Source organism: Pannonibacter sp. XCT-53 (assembly GCF_009915765.1).
Taxonomy (GTDB): domain Bacteria; phylum Pseudomonadota; class Alphaproteobacteria; order Rhizobiales; family Stappiaceae; genus Pannonibacter; species Pannonibacter tanglangensis.
In genome coordinates, this window is record NZ_JAABLQ010000003.1 from 306,044 (window position 1) to 323,832 (window position 17,789).

Annotated in this window: 15 protein-coding genes; 11 read left to right on the plus strand and 4 right to left on the minus strand. The window is 67.1% G+C overall.

What is annotated here, in order from left to right; translation table 11 throughout:
- The first annotated feature begins 103 nt into the window (after positions 1 to 103).
- From GWI72_RS18435 to GWI72_RS18445, 3 genes are all read left to right on the plus strand, one after another.
- Positions 104 to 811, plus strand: a complete 708-nt coding sequence (locus GWI72_RS18435; RefSeq protein WP_161677509.1) for a LolA family protein — start codon at positions 104 to 106, stop codon at positions 809 to 811.
- Positions 812 to 831: 20 nt separating this feature from the next.
- Complete coding sequence (locus GWI72_RS18440) at positions 832 to 1,926, plus strand: ATP-dependent carboxylate-amine ligase (protein ID WP_179956230.1); 1,095 nt, start codon at positions 832 to 834, stop codon at positions 1,924 to 1,926.
- 212 nt (positions 1,927 to 2,138) lie between these two features.
- A complete protein-coding gene (locus GWI72_RS18445; RefSeq protein WP_161709582.1) occupies positions 2,139 to 3,023 on the plus strand; it encodes a protein-methionine-sulfoxide reductase heme-binding subunit MsrQ in 885 nt (294 codons plus the stop codon).
- Positions 3,024 to 3,068: 45 nt separating this feature from the next.
- On the opposite strand, the gene acnA is transcribed toward GWI72_RS18445, so the two are convergent.
- Positions 3,069 to 5,747, minus strand: coding sequence for an aconitate hydratase AcnA (acnA, locus tag GWI72_RS18450; protein WP_161709583.1), 2,679 nt, complete (start codon positions 5,745 to 5,747; stop codon positions 3,069 to 3,071).
- Positions 5,748 to 6,294: 547 nt separating this feature from the next.
- Here acnA and GWI72_RS18455 point away from each other — a divergent pair.
- The 8 genes from GWI72_RS18455 to GWI72_RS18490 all read left to right on the plus strand — a co-directional run bounded on the left by GWI72_RS18455 (position 6,295) and on the right by GWI72_RS18490 (position 14,603).
- Positions 6,295 to 9,087 (plus strand): bifunctional aconitate hydratase 2/2-methylisocitrate dehydratase, encoded by a 2,793-nt coding sequence (locus tag GWI72_RS18455; protein ID WP_161709584.1) that lies wholly within the window; start codon positions 6,295 to 6,297, stop codon positions 9,085 to 9,087.
- A 279-nt stretch (positions 9,088 to 9,366) separates the two neighbouring features.
- Positions 9,367 to 10,050, plus strand: coding sequence for a heme ABC exporter ATP-binding protein CcmA (gene ccmA, locus GWI72_RS18460; RefSeq protein ID WP_161709607.1), 684 nt, complete (start codon positions 9,367 to 9,369; stop codon positions 10,048 to 10,050).
- Positions 10,047 to 10,718, plus strand: a complete 672-nt coding sequence (gene ccmB, locus GWI72_RS18465; protein ID WP_161677505.1) for a heme exporter protein CcmB — start codon at positions 10,047 to 10,049, stop codon at positions 10,716 to 10,718. Before ccmA ends, ccmB begins: the two co-directional genes overlap by 4 nt.
- A gap of 128 nt (positions 10,719 to 10,846) precedes the next feature.
- Positions 10,847 to 11,617: a heme ABC transporter permease gene (locus GWI72_RS18470; RefSeq protein ID WP_161677504.1), complete on the plus strand. Its 771-nt coding sequence runs from the start codon at positions 10,847 to 10,849 to the stop codon at positions 11,615 to 11,617.
- Between the two features lie 4 nt (positions 11,618 to 11,621).
- The gene (gene ccmD / locus GWI72_RS18475) at positions 11,622 to 11,861 is read left to right on the plus strand and encodes a heme exporter protein CcmD (RefSeq protein ID WP_161709585.1); all 240 of its coding nucleotides are present in this window, start codon (positions 11,622 to 11,624) and stop codon (positions 11,859 to 11,861) included.
- Positions 11,862 to 12,055: 194 nt separating this feature from the next.
- Positions 12,056 to 12,670, plus strand: a complete 615-nt coding sequence (locus GWI72_RS18480; protein WP_161677502.1) for a DsbE family thiol:disulfide interchange protein — start codon at positions 12,056 to 12,058, stop codon at positions 12,668 to 12,670.
- A 109-nt stretch (positions 12,671 to 12,779) separates the two neighbouring features.
- Positions 12,780 to 13,589: a DUF1223 domain-containing protein gene (locus tag GWI72_RS18485; RefSeq protein ID WP_209000179.1), complete on the plus strand. Its 810-nt coding sequence runs from the start codon at positions 12,780 to 12,782 to the stop codon at positions 13,587 to 13,589.
- Positions 13,590 to 13,715: 126 nt separating this feature from the next.
- Positions 13,716 to 14,603, plus strand: a complete 888-nt coding sequence (locus GWI72_RS18490; protein WP_161677501.1) for a cation diffusion facilitator family transporter — start codon at positions 13,716 to 13,718, stop codon at positions 14,601 to 14,603.
- Between the two features lie 413 nt (positions 14,604 to 15,016).
- Here the strand turns inward: GWI72_RS18490 and GWI72_RS18495 are convergent, their stop codons facing one another.
- The 3 genes from GWI72_RS18495 to GWI72_RS18505 all read right to left on the minus strand — a co-directional run bounded on the left by GWI72_RS18495 (position 15,017) and on the right by GWI72_RS18505 (position 17,768).
- Positions 15,017 to 16,414, minus strand: coding sequence for an ammonium transporter (locus GWI72_RS18495; protein ID WP_161677500.1), 1,398 nt, complete (start codon positions 16,412 to 16,414; stop codon positions 15,017 to 15,019).
- Positions 16,415 to 16,519: 105 nt separating this feature from the next.
- A complete protein-coding gene (locus tag GWI72_RS18500) occupies positions 16,520 to 16,858 on the minus strand; it encodes a P-II family nitrogen regulator (protein WP_161677499.1) in 339 nt (112 codons plus the stop codon).
- A 352-nt stretch (positions 16,859 to 17,210) separates the two neighbouring features.
- Positions 17,211 to 17,768, minus strand: coding sequence for a DUF924 family protein (locus GWI72_RS18505; protein ID WP_161709586.1), 558 nt, complete (start codon positions 17,766 to 17,768; stop codon positions 17,211 to 17,213).
- Positions 17,769 to 17,789: the final 21 nt, after the last annotated feature.

Sequence of the window (17,789 nt, forward strand, 5' to 3'; positions counted from 1 at the left end):
GCCGCAACCTTGCCACAAGCAGGCACTAGATGAGATGCGATGAGGAAGACGGGCGCGCCGGTCAGGCTGTGCCGTCTTCCATGACTTGGAGCTGCGCCAGATCATGACGTACCCCCGTTTGCCTCGCCTGCGCACCCGCATCGCCGACCGGATCGTGGCCCCGCTGGCTGTCCCGCTCGCTGCCCTGGTGCTGGCCGTTGCGACCGCCCTTGCCGTTCCCGCGCCCGTCCAGGCAGCCGGCACCCCGGCCGCCCAGCTGACGCCGACCGAGCAGGAAACGCTCAACGAGATCAACACCTACTTCAATTCGGTCCGCACCATGCACGGCGAGTTCGTGCAGTTCGGCCCGGAGGGAGATCAGGTCGAGGGCAAGTTCTTCCTCGAGCGTCCGGGCAAGATCCGCTTCTACTACAATCCTCCCGTCCAGCTCGACATCATCGCCGACGGCAAGTCGGTGTCGGTGAAGGACCGCAAGCTGGCAACGCAGGACATCTGGCCGCTGAACGAGACGCCGCTGCGGTTCCTGCTCGCCGAGCAGATCGACCTGACCAAGGATGCCAATGTGGTCGGCGTGGTGGTGGAAAGCGATCTCGTGACCGTTGTCGTCGAGGACCGCACTACCTTCAACTCCGGCAAGCTGACCCTCATCTTCGACGCCCAGACCTTCGACCTGAAGCAGTGGACCGTAACCGACGCCCAGGGGCTCGACACGTCCGTGGCGATCTACAACATCACGGCCAACGGGCCCTCCAACCCGAAGCTGTTCGTGATCGACTATCTGGCCAACGCGCGCCAGAACAGCCCGAACTGACGCGACGGGCCGGCGCTGCCATGACCGGATCCGCCGCTTCCGGCCCGGCTGCCGCCGGTCTTTCTCCCTCCGCCGCTCCCGTGACGGCGGGCCGTCGCGAGCCGCTGGCGCTCGGGCTGCTCCGGCGCTTCTGTGCGGCCAACGGGCTTGCCGTGGTGGCGGAACCGGACTTCGGCTACGCCGGTTACATCGAGGCCGGCAACGGCCGGCGCCATTTCTTCAAGGGGGCGGGCTTCGATCTCAACGGGGCAGGGGCCTCCGCGATTGCCCGCGACAAGGGCTACAGCACGTCCTTTCTCGCCGGCGCCGGGCTGCAGGTGCCCCGCAGCCTCCTCATCTCGACGCCGCGCTATCTCGCCGACATCCGCATCAAGAACCCGGCCGTCGCGGCCCGTCTGTCGGGCCCGGCGGAGGCGCTGGCCTTTGCGGCGTCGGTCGGCTATCCGGTCTTCCTCAAGCCCAACGAGGAGTCCGAGGGGCGGGGGGTCCTGCGTGCCGCCGATGCGCTCCAGCTGTCCGCCGCGCTCGACCAGCTGGGTCCGGCCTATGACCGCCTGCTGCTTCAGGAAGAGGCGCAGGGGCGCGACTACCGCATCCTGATGCTGGACGGGGCCTGTCTTGCCGTCTTTGAACGCTGGCCGTTCCGCGTCACGGGCGATGGCCGGCAGACCCTGCGCGACCTCATCGAGCAGGAGACCGCCCGCTTTGCCGCCGACGGCAAGGGCCGCAAGATCCTGCCCGACGATCCGCGCATCCTCACCCATCTGGCCGCTGCCGGCCTGCACCTCGACAGCGTGCCGCCGGCAGGGCAGGCGGTGGCGCTGCTGCCCAATTCCAACCTGTCCTCCGGCGGCACGGCGCGCGACGTCACCGCCCGGATCGCCCCGGACCTGGTGCGGATCGCGGCCGAGGCCGGGCGGACCATCGGCCTGCGCTTCTTCGGTCTCGACCTGATCGCGCCCGACATCGCCTCGGCCGAAGGCTATCGCATCCTCGAGCTCAACGCGGCGCCCGGTCTCAGCCACTTCCACCGGCTCGGCCCCTCGGAGGCTGCGACGGTGGAAGAGATCTACGCCCGTGTCTTTGCCGCCATTGCCCGGGACCTCATGGCCTGAATTGCTGTTCTGGCCGGCTTATCTGGCCTGCTGATCTGGCCTTTTGATCCGGCGGGCTTGGCTGATCGCGGGCGTCCGGTGCGGGGTCTGCGGACACGGGGTGCTCACGGCGGCTTGATGAAACCTGACGACCGCGCGGACCGTAACTCGGCTATGCATGAGTTTGCCGGGCGGCCTGCGTCGCACCGGCCTGCCGAGAGACCGTTCGCCCCATGGCCGCCCCGCTGTCCGCCCGTCCGCCCCTGCTGCCGCTGCTGCCCTGGACCGACCGCCAGGGTCGCCTGTCGTGGCTGCGTCTGGCCGTCTTCCTGGCCCTGCTGGCACCGGCGGCCTGGTATCTCGGCCTGCTCCTTGCCGGCGGCCTGCGGCCCGATCCGGCCCGGCAGCTCACCTTCCTCAGCGGCGAGTGGGCCGTGTGGCTGCTGCTGGTCACGCTCGCGGTCACGCCGCTCCGGCGCATCACCGGCTGGAACCGGCTGGCGGGGCTGCGCCGGATGCTGGGGCTGTCGGCCCTGGCCTATGCGGGCGCGCATCTGCTGCTCTATGTCGTGCGCGAGCATTTCGACCTGCTCAAGGTCGGGAGCGAGATCCTGCTGCGGCCCTATCTGACCCTCGGGTTCGCGGCCCTTGCCGTGCTGGTCGCCCTCGGCGCGACCTCGACCGATGGCGCGATCCGCCGCCTGGGTCCGCGCTGGCACCGGCTGCACGGTCTCGTCCATGTGGCCGCCGCGCTGGCCCTCGTGCATTTCCACCTGCAGGCCAAGTCGGATGTCTTTGCCGCGACGCTGACCGGGGGCCTGTTCCTGCTGCTCATGGGCTATCGTCTGGCGGTCCGGCTCGGCCTGTCGCTGACGCGGCCGGCCGTCCTTGCGGCGCTGGCGCTCCTTGCCGGGCTGGCCACCGCCGGGCTCGAGCATCTCTGGTACGCGCTCGCCACCGGCCTGCCGGCCTGGCGGGTCAGTCTGGCCAGCCTCGACCCGGCGCAGCTGGGCGACCCGGGCCTGATCCGGCCGGCCTGGTGGGTGCTGCTGGCCGGCCTGTCCGTCACCCTGCTGCCGTTCGTCCGGGGTGTCTCCGGCCGCGCCCGTCCCCTCTGACGGATCAGGGCCGCCGCGCGTGCGGCGGCCCCCTCCGGCTTGCGCTCAGCTGCGGACGAGGTTGCGCAGGACGTAGTGCAGGATGCCGCCGGCGCGGATGTACTCCAGCTCGTCCAGCGTATCGACCCGGCAGAGGCACTCGATGACGAAGGACGTGCCATCGGCGCGGGTGACGTCGACAGGCATCATCTGGCGCGGCGTGATGTCGGCGATGCCCCTGATGGTCACGCGCTCCGTGCCGGTGATGCCGTGCGACTGCCAGCTCTCGCCGTCCTTGAAGGTCAGCGGGATGACGCCCATGCCGACCAGGTTGGAGCGGTGGATGCGCTCGAAGGACTGGGCGATGACCGCGCGGACACCAAGCAGGTTGGTGCCCTTGGCCGCCCAGTCGCGCGAGGAGCCGGTGCCATATTCCTTGCCGGCGAAGATCACCAGCGGCGTGCCCTCGGCCTGGTATTCCATGCAGGCGTCATAGATCCACTTCTGCTGGCCGTCCTTCAGGGTAACGCCGCCCTCGACGCCCGGCACCATCTGGTTCTTGATGCGGATGTTGGCGAAGGTGCCGCGCATCATGACTTCATGGTTGCCGCGGCGGGCGCCGTAGCTGTTGAAGTCGGCCACCGCCACCTGATGGTCGGCCAGGTACTTGCCAGCCGGGCTGCTCGCCTTGATGTTGCCGGCCGGCGAGATGTGGTCGGTGGTGATCGAATCGAGGAACAGGCCCATGACGGCCGCGTTCTCGATGTCGGTCAGCGGCTTCGGCTCCATGGTCATGCCCTCGAAATAGGGCGGGTTGGCCACATAGGTCGAGCCGGCCGGCCACTTGTAGGTCATGCCGCCTTCGACCTTGATCGCCTGCCAGTGGGCATCCCCCTTGAACACGTCCGAATAGCGGGCGCGGAACATGTCGTCGGTGATCGAGGTCCGGATCAGCCGGGTGATCTCCTCGGTCGTCGGCCAGATGTCCTTCAGATAGACCGGGTTGCCGTCCTGGTCCGTGCCAAGCGGATCGGTGGCGACATTGATGGTCATGCTGCCGGCAATGGCATAGGCCACCACCAGCGGCGGCGAGGCCAGATAGTTGGCGCGCACATCCGGGTTCACGCGGCCCTCGAAGTTGCGGTTGCCGGAGAGAACGGCGGCGACGACGAGGTCATTGTCGGAGATGGCCTTCGACAGTTCCGGCGCGAGCGGTCCCGAGTTGCCGATGCAGGTGGTGCAGCCATAGCCGGCGAGGTTGAAGCCGAGCGCGTCGAGATCCTCCTGCAGGCCGGCCTTGGCGAGGTAATCCGTCACCACCTGCGAGCCCGGTGCCAGCGAGGTCTTGACCCAGGGCTTGACGGTGAGGCCCTTGCGGCGGGCGTTGCGCGCGACCAGCCCCGCGCCGATCAGCACGCTCGGGTTGGAGGTGTTTGTGCAGGAGGTGATGGCCGCGATGACGACGTCGCCATGGCCGAGGTCATGCGTGCGGCCCTCGACGGCGACGCGCCGGCCCATCTCCTCCGCCTTCCTGAACTCGTCCGCCATGGTCCTGGCAAAACCGGCCGCAACGGCATCCAGATTGACCCGGTCCTGCGGCCGCTTCGGGCCCGAGAGCGCCGGGACGACGGTGGAGATGTCCAGTTCCAGCGTGTCGGTGAAAACCGGCTCCGGCGTGGCGGCGTCGCGGAACATGCCCTGCGCCTTCGCATAGGCTTCGACCAGGGCGACGCGCTGCGGATCGCGGCCGGTCGCCTTCAGATAGCCAAGCGTCTCCCGGTCCACGGGGAAGAAACCGCAGGTCGCGCCATATTCCGGCGCCATGTTGGCGATGGTGGCCGCATCTTCCAGGCTGAGAGTGTCGAGGCCGGGGCCGAAGAACTCGACGAACTTGCCGACCACGCCCTTCTTGCGCAGCATCTCGGTGACACGCAGCACCAGGTCCGTGGCGGTGATGCCCTCGTTCAGCTTGCCCGTCAGCTTGAAGCCGACGACTTCCGGAATGAGCATCGAGATGGGCTGGCCAAGCATGGCGGCTTCCGCCTCGATGCCGCCGACGCCCCAGCCAAGGACGGCGAGGCCGTTGACCATCGTGGTGTGCGAATCGGTGCCGACGAGCGTGTCGGGATAGGCGACGGTTTCGCCGTTCTCGTCCTTGGTCCAGACGGTCTGGGCCAGGTATTCCAGGTTGACCTGATGGCAGATGCCGGTGCCGGGCGGTACGGCGCGGAAGTTGTCGAAGGCGGACTGGCCCCAGCGCAGGAACTCGTAGCGCTCGCCGTTGCGCTGGTACTCCAGCTCGACGTTGCGGGTGAAGGCGTCACGCGTGCCGAAATAGTCGATCATCACCGAGTGGTCGATGACGAGATCGACGGGCACCAGCGGGTTCACCTTCTTCGGGTCGCCGCCGAGCTTCACGGCCGCATCGCGCATGGCAGCGAGATCCACAACGGCCGGCACGCCGGTAAAGTCCTGCATCAACACGCGGGCCGGGCGATAGGAAATCTCGTGCTCGGAGGTCCGGGTCTCCAGCCATTTCGCCACGGCGCGGATGTCGTCGGCGGTGACGGTGCGACCGTCCTCGAAGCGCAGCAGGTTTTCCAGCACCACCTTCAGCGACGCCGGCAGCCGGGACACGCCGGCAAGGCCGTTCCGTTCGGCATCGGGAATGGAGAAATAGGTGTAGGCCTTGCCATTGACCTCAAGGGTCTTCTTGCACTTGAAGCTGTCGAGGGACTGGGTCACGACGTGCGCTCTCCTCTCAAGGCCGGGCCGACGTCGGGAGTGTGCCTGCCCGGCAGATGACGATCTCTGGTTTCCCGGCCGTGGCCGGGCCATTCGGGCCTCTTGTCGGGCCTTGCGCCTGCTGCTGCCGTGCGTGCGGCCGGTCGCCGGATCTCCATGACCTCGGGGCGGACCGGTCCTGCGCCGGGGCAGTCCCGTCCATATAGCCAATTTCCGGCTTTCCGGCCAGAACAGCCGCTCGTGGCAGCCGTCTGGACGGGTGGCCCTGTGCCCTGGCGCGCCGGGCCGCATTCCCTGACCCGTTTCACCGCATCACCGTCACGCTTTGGCCAGATATTTGGGGATGCATGCGCCGGAACGGACACGATACGGACACGATTCGGCTGAGGGCCGGAACATTCGGGCAGGATCGACGACAAAAGGTCGAAACCATATTGCATACGACTGTATACGGTCTTAAAATCAGGCCCAACCAGCTTGCCTCGGCTCGCCAGACACAAGCGACTGGAGGACAGGCCTCAACAAGAAGCAGGACTCCAGGACCATCATGAGCTTGTACAACGACTATCTGAAAGAGATCGAATCGCGGAAGACCCAGGGCCTGCATCCCAAGCCCATCGAGGACGCCGCGCTGCTGGGCGAAGTGATCGCCCACATCAAGGATCTCGGCAGCGAGCACCGCGCCGACTGCCTCAAGTACTTCATCTACAACACCATCCCGGGCACCACGACCGCGGCTGGCGAGAAGGCGGAGTTCCTGAAGAAGATCATCCTCGGCACCGAGACCGTTGCCGAGATCTCGCGCGCCTTCGCCTTCGAGCTGCTGTCGCACATGAAGGGCGGCCCGTCGATCAAGGTGCTGCTGGATCTGGCGCTGGGCGAGGATGCCGCCATTGCCCGCGAGGCGGGCGACGTGCTGAAGACCCAGGTCTTCCTCTATGCCGCCGACACCGACCGCCTGAAGGCTGCCTATGATGCCGGCAACCCGGTCGCCCGCGACATTCTGGAAAGCTACGCCAAGGCCGAATTCTTCACCAAGCTTCCGGAGCTTGAGGAAGAGATCAAGGTCGTGACCTACATTGCCGCCGAAGGCGACATCTCCACCGACCTGCTGTCGCCGGGCAACCAGGCGCATTCCCGCTCCGACCGCGAGCTGCACGGCAAGTGCATGATCTCCGAGGCAGCGCAGGCCGAGATCCGCGCCCTGCAGGCGCAGCATCCCGACAAGCGCGTCATGATGATCGCCGAGAAGGGCACGATGGGCGTCGGCTCGTCGCGCATGTCCGGCGTCAACAACGTGGCGCTGTGGACCGGCAAGCAGGCCAGCCCCTATGTGCCTTTCGTCAACATCGCCCCGATCGTTGCCGGCACCAACGGCATCTCGCCGATCTTCCTGACCACCGTCGACGTGACGGGCGGCATCGGCATTGACCTGAAGAACTGGGTCAAGAAGCTGGACGAGAACGGCAATCCGGTGCTCGACAACGCCGGCAACCCGATCCTGGTGCAGAAGTACTCGGTCGACACCGGCACGGTGCTGACCATCAACACCAGGACGAAGAAGCTCCTGAACGAAGACGGCAGCGAGGAGCTGGCCGATGTCGCCGCCTCGTTCCGTCCGCAGAAGGTCGAATCGATGCGCGCTGGCGGCTCCTACGCCATCGTCTTCGGCAAGAAGCTGCAGACCTTTGCTGCCGAGACGCTCGGCATCGAGGCACCGGTCGTGTTCTCGCCGGCGCGCGAGGTCTCGCATGCGGGCCAGGGCCTGACGGCTGTCGAGAAGATCTTCAACCGCAATGCCGTCGGCGTCGCGCCGGGCAAGGTGCTGCATGCCGGTTCCGACGTGCGCGTGCGCGTCAACATCGTCGGTTCGCAGGACACCACCGGCCTGATGACGGCGCAGGAACTGGAGGCCATGGCCGCCACGGTCATCTCGCCGCTGGTGGATGGTGCCTATCAGTCCGGCTGCCACACGGCGTCGGTCTGGGATCTCAAGGCGCAGGCCAACATCCCGAAACTGATGAGCTTCATGCACAAGTTCGGCCTGATCACCGCGCGTGACCCGAAGGGTGCCTATCACTCCATGACGGACGTGATCCACAAGGTGCTCAACGACATCACCGTGGATGACTGGGACATCATCATCGGCGGCGACAGCCACACCCGCATGTCCAAGGGCGTTGCCTTCGGTGCGGACTCCGGCACCGTCGCGCTGGCTCTGGCCACGGGCGAAGCCACCATGCCGATCCCGGATTCCGTGAAGGTCACCTTCAAGGGCACGATGAAGGGCCATGTCGACTTCCGTGACGTGGTGCATGCCACCCAGGCGCAGATGCTGAAGCAGTTCGGCGACAACGTCTTCCAGGGCCGCGTCATCGAGGTGCACATCGGCACGCTGCTGGCCGACCAGGCCTTCACCTTCACCGACTGGACGGCCGAGATGAAGGCCAAGGCCTCCATCTGCATCTCCGACGACGAGACCCTGATCGGCTCGCTGGAGCTGGCCAAGTCGCGCATCCAGGTGATGATCGACAAGGGCATGGACAACGAGGCCGGCGTGCTCAAGGGCCTGATCGCCAAGGCGGATCGCCGCATTGCCGAGATCCGTTCCGGCGAGAAGCCGGCGCTGGCGCCGGATGCCAACGCCAAGTACTTCGCCGAAGTCGTCGTCGATCTCGACCAGATCGACGAGCCGATGATCGCCGACCCGGACGTCAACAACCCGGATGTGTCCAAGCGCTACACGCACGACACGATCCGTCCGGTGTCCTACTACGGCGGCGAGAAGAAGGTCGATCTCGGCTTCGTCGGCTCGTGCATGGTGCACAAGGGCGACATGAAGATCGTCGCGCAGATGCTGAAGAACCTCGAGAAGGCCAATGGCAAGGTCGAGTTCAAGGCTCCGCTCGTCGTGGCCGCGCCGACCTACAACATCATCGACGAGCTGAAGGCAGAGGGCGACTGGGAAGTTCTGCAGAAGTACTCCGGCTTCGAGTTCAACGACAACGCGCCGAAGAACAAGGCCCGCACCGAGTACGAGAACATCCTCTATCTCGAGCGCCCGGGCTGCAACCTCTGCATGGGCAACCAGGAAAAGGCCGAGAAGGGGGACACCGTGCTGGCCACCTCGACCCGCCTGTTCCAGGGCCGCGTCGTGGAAGACAGCGCGGAGAAGAAGGGCGAATCGCTGCTCGCCTCGACCCCGGTCGTGGTGCTGTCCGCCATCCTCGGCCGCACCCCGAGCATCGACGAGTACAAGGCCGCCGTGGAGGGCATCGACCTGACCAAGTTCGCCCCGCCGCGCGACGCGCTTGCATCGGGCCGGTCGATCCACTTCTGAGCCGGATGACAGTCTGATCGTGACTGCGGCCGCCCCCTCCGGGCGGCCGCAGGTGTTTTGGGGATGCATATGGCGGGTTTTCGGCTCTGCCTCTCAGCTCCCCGCGAGGGGCAGGGAGGCGGCAACGCCTTGTTCAAGAAACGGACCGCAGCTTGCCTGACTGGCTAGGGGCGTGAAGGCAGCTGAACGAGGCCGCAGTCCCCTCTACGCAATACTCGCTGCTTGCCATCGTCCGGGGCCGCCCCTAACAAGGATGGAACAAACCTGCGGAGCGCTCCCCTGAAGCTGATTGCCGAACATCTTGCCGTCGACCGGGGCGGACGACGCGTTTTCGCCGGCCTCGGCTTCGTGCTGCCGGCCGGCCGGGCGCTGGTCATCACCGGGGCCAATGGCGTCGGCAAGTCGACGCTGCTGCGCACGCTGGCCGGGCTGGTGCCGCCCTCGGAGGGTCTGCTGGCGCTCGAGGGGGGCGACGCGGACCGCAGCCTCGCCGAGCACGCGCATTACTTCGGCCACGACAGCGCCGTGAAGCGGGCGCTGACGGTCCTGGAAAATCTCGAGTTCTGGCGCGACTTCACCGCGCCGGTCCGGCTGCCGGGCTTCGTCGGCGCGACGCTGGCCCCGCGCGAGATCCTCGACCGGCTCGGCATCGGCCACACGGCCGACCTGCCTGCGGCCTACCTGTCGGCCGGGCAGACGCGGCGGCTGGCGCTCGCCCGCCTGTTCGTGTCGCCACGGCCGCTGTGGCTGATGGACGAGCCGACCTCGGCGCTCGACACCGCCTCGGAGGCGCAGCTTCTCGCCTTCATGAACGGCCATCTTGCCGACGGCGGCCTGATCATCACCGCGACCCATTCGGATCTGGCGCTGTCGCCGGCCGGCGTGCTGCATCTGGCGGCCCCCACTTTCCCGATTGCTGGGGACGAGGCGGAAAACATCACTGTCGAGGAGGGGCGCTCATGACCGGATGGTTTTCGTCCCTGGTGCTGCGCGAGCTCAGGCTTGCCGTCCGCGTCGGCGGCGGGGCGCTGATCGGCGTGCTGTTCTTCCTTGCCGTGGTGACCGTGGTGCCCTTCGGCATCGGGCCGGATCTCAACCTCCTGTCCCGCATCGGGCCGGCGATCCTGTGGATCGGTGCGCTCTTGTCCACGCTGCTCGGGCTCGACCGGCTGTTCCAGGCCGACCGGGACGATGGCGCGCTCGACCTCATCCTGATGGCCGGCCGGCCGCTGGAGCTGGTCGTGCTCGCCAAGTGCCTCGCGCACTGGCTTGCCACCGGCCTGCCGCTGGTCCTCGCCGCGCCGGTCCTGGCCGTCTTCCTCAACCTCGATCCGGTCGCCATCGGCGCGGTGACGCTGACGCTTCTGGTCGGCACGCCGGCGCTGACGCTGATCGGCGCCATCGGGGCAGCGCTGACCGTGCCGCTGCGGCGCGGCGGGCTGCTGCTGGCGGTGCTGGTGGTGCCGCTCGCCATTCCGGTGCTCATCTTCGGCGTCAGCGCCGCCGATGCGGCAATCAGCGAGCCGATGCCCTTCCTGACGCCGTTCCTGATCCTCTGCGCGCTGACGCTGATCTCGGCCGTGGTCGGGCCGGCCGCGTCGGCGGCGGCGCTGCGCTTTGCCGCAGATTGAGGGTCTGCCCGGGCCGGGCAATTGATTCAGGACAAGGCCTTCCTACATCGGATCTGCAACATGGGCCCTCTCACGAAGTGAACCGCGCCCCGATGGACGCGCGCCAGCTTCCAGTCTAGAACAGTTACATGGCACTGATCGATCTGGCGAACCCGACCCGCTTCCTGTCCCTGGCGCACCGGCTGCTGCCGTGGCTGACGGCGCTGTGCGCCGCGACCTTTGCCGTGGGGCTCTACATGAGCTTCTTCGTCGCGCCCGAGGATTACCAGCAGGGCGACACGGTGCGGATCATGTACATCCACGTGCCCTCCGCCTGGCTGGCCATGATGTGCTACTCGATCATGGCCATCGCGTCCCTCGGCACGCTGGTCTGGCGGCATCCGCTCGCCGACGTGGCGGCCAAGGCGGCCGCACCGCTGGGCGCCGCCTTCACCTTCATGTCGCTGATCACCGGCTCCCTGTGGGGCAAGCCGATGTGGGGCACCTACTGGGTCTGGGACGCGCGCCTGACCTCCGTGCTCGTGCTCTTCATCATGTATCTCGGCCTGATGGCCCTGTGGCGGACGATGGAGGACCCCATCAAGGCCGGCAAGGCCGCGGCGGTGCTGACCCTCGTCGGTGCGCTGAACCTGCCGATCATCAAGTTCTCCGTCGACTGGTGGAACACGCTGCACCAGCCGGCCAGCGTCATGCGGCTCGACGGGCCGACGATCCATCCCGACATCCTGTGGCCGCTGCTGGTGATGGCCCTGGCCTTCACGCTGCTGTTCCTGGTCCTGCACCTCATGGCGATGCGCAACGAGATCCTGCGCCGCCGCGTGCGGGCGCTGCGGCAGCGCGCCGCCGCCATCCGCCCTGCCACGGCCACGGCCGCCCCCCAATCTGCCGCTGCGGAGTGACCCGATGGACCTGATCGCGTTTCTCGACCTCGGCCCGCATGCGGCTTTCATCATCTGGTCCTACCTGATCTGCCTTGCGGTGGTGATCGGGCTCATCGCCTGGGTGCGCCTCGACCACGCGCGCCAGGTCGCCGATCTCGCCGGTCTGGAGGCCCAGGGCATCACCCGCCGGTCGGGAGCCGCCACCGGCAGCGGAGCGACCGTGGCCACAGGCAGCCCGGCCGCACCCGATCCGCGCGGCTAGGGTGGCCCGCCCGATCCGCGCATCCGATCCTGCCCGATGGACCCACGCAACCGGCCCATGCAACCGGGCGAGGCGCGGGCAGGGATGGTGCAGGCCCCATGGCGCGCCGGGGCGCAACCCCCGGCACGCCCCGCTGACGCAGCAAGCCCGCTGACCCAGCAAGTGCAGATGACCCAGCAAGCACGAGGTCCCGCATGAGTGCCGACACCGAGACCGGGCCGGATCCGGCCAAGCCCCGCCGCCGGCTGCCGCTGTTCGCGCTGTTGCCGCTGCTGATCTTCGCCGCCCTGGCCGGGCTGTTCCTGTTCCAGCTGGTGCTGGGACGCGATCCCGCGACGCTTCCCTCGGCCCTGCTTGACAAGCCCGCGCCAGAGATGGCGCTGGCGCCGGTGGAGGGGCTGACCCGGGACGGCCAGCCGGTCCCCGGCTTCTCGGGTGCGGATCTCAAGGGCGGCGTCACCGTCGTCAATGTCTTCGCGTCCTGGTGCGTGCCCTGTCGCCAGGAACATCCGCTGCTCGAGGAGCTCGGCAAGGACGAGCGCGTCCGGCTGATCGGCATCAACTACAAGGACAAGCCCGAGAACGCGCGCCGCTTCCTTGGCAGCCTCGGCAATCCCTATGACCGCATCGGGGCCGACGACACGGGCCGTGCCGCCATCGAATGGGGCGTCTACGGCGTGCCGGAAACCTACATCCTCGACAGCGCCGGCATCATCCGCTTCAAGTACATCGGCCCCCTGTCGCCGGAAAGCTACCGCGATGTCTTCCTGCCGCAGCTGGAGCGGGTCTTCGCGCTTCCTCCCGGCTGAGACAGCCGGGTGGTTTGCCGGACACGGCCGTCTCACCCCGTCGTGACTGGACAGACGCCGGCAAAACCGTAATTTCGTATCTGGCAGCGGTTGAGTGGATCAGACAGCAATGCAACGAGCCGAGCGCATGGAAATCGCCGCGCCGCGCAAGATCTCGCTTACGGGGTTTAATCTGGTGTCGGGTCTTGCCGGTCCTGTCCGGTCTGTGATGGCCGCCGTCCTGGTAAGCCTGCTCCCCGTCGCAGCGATGGCCGAACCGACCCGCGTGGTCGAGCTGTTCACCAGCCAGGGCTGTTCCTCCTGTCCGCCGGCCGACGAGCTGCTGACCGAACTGTCCACCGACCGCAGCATCCTGGCGCTCACCGTCCCCGTGGACTACTGGGATTACCTCGGCTGGAAGGACACGCTCGCCTCCACCGATCACTCCGACCGTCAGCGCTCCTATGCCACCCGTCGCGGCGACCGCTCGGTCTACACCCCGCAGATGGTCATCAACGGCGAGCAGCATGTCATTGGCTCCGACCGCAAGGCGGTGCAGGACGCGCTGGAGCGGGCCGGTCCGCTCACGGCCCGGGTGACGCTCGGCTACACTGCCGATGCGCTGGAAATCCGCGTCGATGGCGTCCTTCCCGAGGGCGCGCGCATGGCCACGGTGTCGATCCTCCAGGTCAGCCCGCGCGAGGAAATCCACATCGAACGCGGCGAGAACAGCGGCCGCACCATGGTCTACACCAACGTGGTTCGGCGCCTGCAGGCCGTCGGCATGTGGTCCGGTGGCCAGGAAACCTTCCGCATGCCGCGCGTCGAGCTGCGCAAGAAGGGGGGCGAGCGCTGCGTCGTGCTCGTCCAGATCGGCGGCGAGGAAGGTCACGGGCGCATCATCGGCGCGGCCGGGATGCTGTGGGATAACGGGATGTAATCCCGGCCTGTCGGTCGCCGCTTCTTGTTTCTTCACCGAAAGCTGCTAGGCCTGTCCCCGCCGGAAGGCAAGCCGGCGCATGTCCGACATGCGCCATCCTTTTCGCGGAGCCTGCAAGGGGGACCCATGAGCCTGCGGATGCGCATCGCCCTGGGCAGTGTCCTGGTCGGACTTGGCGTGCTGGCGCTGAAATACCTCGCCTATGTCATGACCGGGTCCATCGCGCTCTATTCGGACGCGCTTGAATCGATCGTCAACGTGGCCTCGTCGGTGGCGGCGCTCGTGGCGGTGTGGTTTGCGTCCAAGCCGGCGGATTCCAATCACCCCTATGGCCATGACAAGGCCGAGTATTTCGCCGCGGTTCTCGTCGGCGTGATGATCGTGCTGGCAGCCCTGTCCATCTTCGAGGCCGCCTGGCGTGGCTACACGGCTCCGGTTCCGGCCGATTACACCTGGCAGGGTCTGGCGGTGAACGGCCTGGCCGGGGTCATCAATGCCGTCTGGGCTTTCGTTCTGGTCAGCTTCGGTCGTCGCAACGGCTCGCCTGCGCTTGCGGCCGATGGCCGGCATCTCTTCACCGATGTGGCAACTTCTGCGGCGGTGCTGGTGGGTGTCGCGCTGGTCTGGTTCACCGGCTGGCAGCAGTTCGATGCGGTGCTGGCCGGGCTGGTCGGTCTCAACGTGCTGTGGTCCGGCTGGGTGCTGATGAAGGAGTCCGTCAGCGGCCTGATGGACGAGGCCGCCTCCGCCGATGTGCAGGAGCGTCTGCGCAGCCTCATTTCCGAGCATGGCGAGGGGGCAATCGAGGCGCATGACCTGCGCACCCGGCTTGCCGGCAAGCTGACCTTCGTGGACTTCCATCTCGTCGTTCCGGGAGACATGACCGTGCTGGCGGCCCATGACATCTGTGACCGGATCGAACAGGCGATCGGCAAGGCCATGCCCGGTGCGCGGGTGACGATTCACGTGGAACCGGAACACAAGGCCAAGCACTCCGGCATCGTCGTCCTCTGACGCCTGCCCGCCGGTGCCGTCAGGCCCTGGTGCAAGACCCGTCCCCAAATCTCCCCCAGTCCTCTTGCAGTCTTCTGCCCGGACCCCGCCCAGACCCCGCCCAGACCCTGCCCGAACCTCGCCCGTACCTCGCCCGTACCTCGCTTTTCAGACCCGGGGCATTGGTCCAGGTCCCCGAAACACGTCTGTTCCTGCCCGGGTCCTTGGCCCCGGGACCGGGAAAAGACGCGGATCGGTGGCCCCGAAGTCCAAAAAAGACCCGGGGCGTTAGCCCCATGACAAGAAAAGACCCGGGGCGTTGGCCCCGGGCTGGTGAGGTGTGGTCGCAAGCGACCCATTCGCTTGGGAGATGAAATCCTGTCCTCCGCTGCCGGAGGGGAGCGGGGGGCGACCGTCCGGTCGCCCCATGCCCGTCAGTTGTAGCCACGCTCGCCGTGGGTGGTGATGTCGAGGCCTTCGCGTTCGGCAGCCTCGGTCACGCGCAGGCCCATGGTTGCCTTGACGATCGTCAGGGCGACGAAGGACACGATGCCCGACCAGATCACGCAGACCAGAACCGCCCAGATCTGCTTGAACACCTGGCCGCCCATGTCGTAGGGCGCAACCACGGCCGGCACGACCGAGTAGTCCATGATGCCGTTGCCGCCGAGGGCCGGGGCCGCGAAGATGCCGGTCAGGACCGCGCCGACGATGCCGCCCACGCCGTGGACGCCGAAGACGTCGAGGCTGTCGTCATACTTCAGCTTGGCCTTCAGCCAGACCACGGCCCAGAGGCAGACCACGCCGGCGACGATGCCGATGACGATGGCGCCGAGGGGGCCGGCGAAGCCGGACGCAGGGGTGACGGCGACCAGGCCGGCGACTGCACCGGACGCGGCGCCGAGGGCCGAGGCATGACCACGGGTCAGCCACTCGACGAAGCACCAGGCCATGGCGGCGGCACCCGTTGCGACGATGGTGTTCAGGATCGCCTCACCGGCAATGCCGTTGGCTTCCAGGTTGGAGCCGGCGTTGAAGCCGAACCAGCCGACCCACAGCAGGCAGGCGCCGACCAGCGTCCAGACCAGGTTGTGCGGAGCCATGTTCTCCTTGCCGTAGCCGACGCGCGGGCCGACCATGATGGCTGCGACCAGACCGGCAATACCGGCATTGATGTGGACCACGGTGCCGCCGGCAAAGTCGATCGCGCCGACGCCGAACAGGTAGCCGGTCGGTGCGGAGTAGGCCGACGGGCCGCCCCACCACCAGACCATGTGGGCCATCGGCAGGTAGGAGAAGATGAACCAGATCACCAGGAACACCAGCGTGGACGAGAACTTCATGCGTTCCGCGGTCGCGCCGATGATGAGGGCCGGGGTGATGGCGGCGAAGGTCAGCTGGAAGATCACGAAGGTGATTTCCGGAATGACGACGCCCTGGGAGAAGGTCTCGACCACCTTGGTCTCGTCCACGCCCGCCAGGAAGGCCTTGGACAGGCCGCCGATGAAGGGGGTGAGGAAGCCGACTTCCTCGGAGGTGGCCGCGCCGGTGAAGGCGAGGGAGTAGCCGAAGGCGACCCAGAGGATCGAGATCATCGAGAAGCCGATGAACACCTGCATCAGCACGGACAGGATGTTCTTCGCGCGGACGAGACCGCCGTAGAACAGGGCAAGGCCCGGGATGGTCATCAGGATGACGAGGATCGTCGACACGAGCATCCAGGCCGTGTCGCCCTTGTCAGGAACGGGGGCGGCGGCGTCCTGTGCGATGGCCGCGCCGGCCATCAGCACCAGCGCCGGCGCTGCTGCAAGAAGGGGCTTCAAGTACTTCATGGACATCCTCTCGAAGATTGTTCGTTGCGTGGTTCGGTCCGGTTCGGCTCGTCCGGCGTCCCCGCCTCGAGCCACGTCGGGCGGTCGCCGGGCGACCGCCGCGGGTCACAGGGCCTCGTTCGACGTCTCGCCCGTGCGGATGCGCACGGCCTGTTCGATGGAGTAGACGAAGATCTTGCCGTCACCGATCTGGCCGGTCTTGGCCGCGGTCGAGATCGCCTCGACGACCTTGTCGACCGCCTCGCTGGCAACCGCGACCTCCACCTTCAGCTTCGGCAGGAAGCTCACGGCGTATTCCGCGCCGCGGTAGATCTCGGTGTGACCCTTCTGGCGGCCGTAGCCCTTGACCTCGGTGACAGTCAGACCCTGGATGCCGATGCTCGTGAGGGCGTCGCGCACCTCGTCGAGCTTGAACGGCTTGATGATGGCCATAACGATTTTCATGCTCGTTTCCCGTTTCCCCTCGTAGGCCGCGCCAGATGCGCGGCTTGGCCACCGGGCCCGGGGCGGGGGCTGTCAGCGGGCTTTTGCCTCTCGACAGCCACCCAGGGTCGGGCCGGCTTCACGATCTCTTAAACAAGGACCGTGCCACTTTGCCGGGAGGGGGCGCGAAACAGCGGAAACCGGCCATTTTGACAGGGAAGAGCAGGGGGTTGGGCAGCATCGCCGTGCTGCGCTGCAATAAATTCCGCAGCGTCTCTGCCGTTTTTTGCGGCAGTCGGACGATTCTGCCCAATGAAAGGGCAGAATCTGAATCTGTTTTGGGCGTGCCTCAAAATGAGGCAGGAATTTCCGATCAGGCGGCGAAGCCGCCGTCTGCCAGATAGGCAGCCTCCGCCTCGGTCGTCTGGCGGCCGAGGACGGCATTGCGGTGGGGGAAGCGGCCGAACCGCCGGATCACGTCCATGTGCAGCAGGGCGTAATGGAAATAGAGGTGCTCGCCGGTGCGGCGGCACAGGTCCACGGCCTTTTCCTGCAGCGCCATGTCTTCCGCGTGTTCATAGGGCAGGTAGAAGAACACCCGGACGGCCTTCGGGAACGCCCGGTCATGGCCTTGTGCCAGCGCCAGGTCGGCCAGGTCGCGGGCCTTGGCGTCCGAGGCGAAGGCGCGGGGGTCGTTGCGATAGACGTTGCGCGGGAACTGGTCGGTGAGCAGCAGCAGCGCCAGGCTGCCGTGCGGCGTCGTTGCCCAGGCGTCGAGCTGCCCGGTGCGGGCGGCTTCCATCAGGGTCAGGAAGCGGTCGCTGATCTCGGCGTCGAAGGCATCGCTGCGGGCGAACCACTTGTCCGGCCCGGCCTGCCACCAGAATTCGAGCACGTCGAGGGCGTCTGTGGTGTCGATGTCGCTTGGCATGCGGGCTGTCTCCCTGGTCTT

What these genes read in the sequence shown, in the direction of transcription:
- GWI72_RS18480 (WP_161677502.1), top strand. Translation starts at nt 12,056, where the DNA reads ATGAGTGCCGACACCGAGACCGGGCCGGATCCGGCCAAGCCCCGCCGC.
- GWI72_RS18470 (WP_161677504.1), top strand. Translation starts at nt 10,847, where the DNA reads ATGGCACTGATCGATCTGGCGAACCCGACCCGCTTCCTGTCCCTGGCG.
- GWI72_RS18455 (WP_161709584.1), top strand. Translation starts at nt 6,295, where the DNA reads ATGAGCTTGTACAACGACTATCTGAAAGAGATCGAATCGCGGAAGACC.
- GWI72_RS18505 (WP_161709586.1), bottom strand. Translation starts at nt 17,768, where the DNA reads ATGCCAAGCGACATCGACACCACAGACGCCCTCGACGTGCTCGAATTC.
- ccmB (WP_161677505.1), top strand. Translation starts at nt 10,047, where the DNA reads ATGACCGGATGGTTTTCGTCCCTGGTGCTGCGCGAGCTCAGGCTTGCC.
- GWI72_RS18435 (WP_161677509.1), top strand. Translation starts at nt 104, where the DNA reads ATGACGTACCCCCGTTTGCCTCGCCTGCGCACCCGCATCGCCGACCGG.
- GWI72_RS18490 (WP_161677501.1), top strand. Translation starts at nt 13,716, where the DNA reads ATGAGCCTGCGGATGCGCATCGCCCTGGGCAGTGTCCTGGTCGGACTT.
- GWI72_RS18485 (WP_209000179.1), top strand. Translation starts at nt 12,780, where the DNA reads ATGCAACGAGCCGAGCGCATGGAAATCGCCGCGCCGCGCAAGATCTCG.
- GWI72_RS18445 (WP_161709582.1), top strand. Translation starts at nt 2,139, where the DNA reads ATGGCCGCCCCGCTGTCCGCCCGTCCGCCCCTGCTGCCGCTGCTGCCC.
- GWI72_RS18440 (WP_179956230.1), top strand. Translation starts at nt 832, where the DNA reads ATGACCGGATCCGCCGCTTCCGGCCCGGCTGCCGCCGGTCTTTCTCCC.
- GWI72_RS18500 (WP_161677499.1), bottom strand. Translation starts at nt 16,858, where the DNA reads ATGAAAATCGTTATGGCCATCATCAAGCCGTTCAAGCTCGACGAGGTG.
- ccmD (WP_161709585.1), top strand. Translation starts at nt 11,622, where the DNA reads ATGGACCTGATCGCGTTTCTCGACCTCGGCCCGCATGCGGCTTTCATC.
- GWI72_RS18495 (WP_161677500.1), bottom strand. Translation starts at nt 16,414, where the DNA reads ATGAAGTACTTGAAGCCCCTTCTTGCAGCAGCGCCGGCGCTGGTGCTG.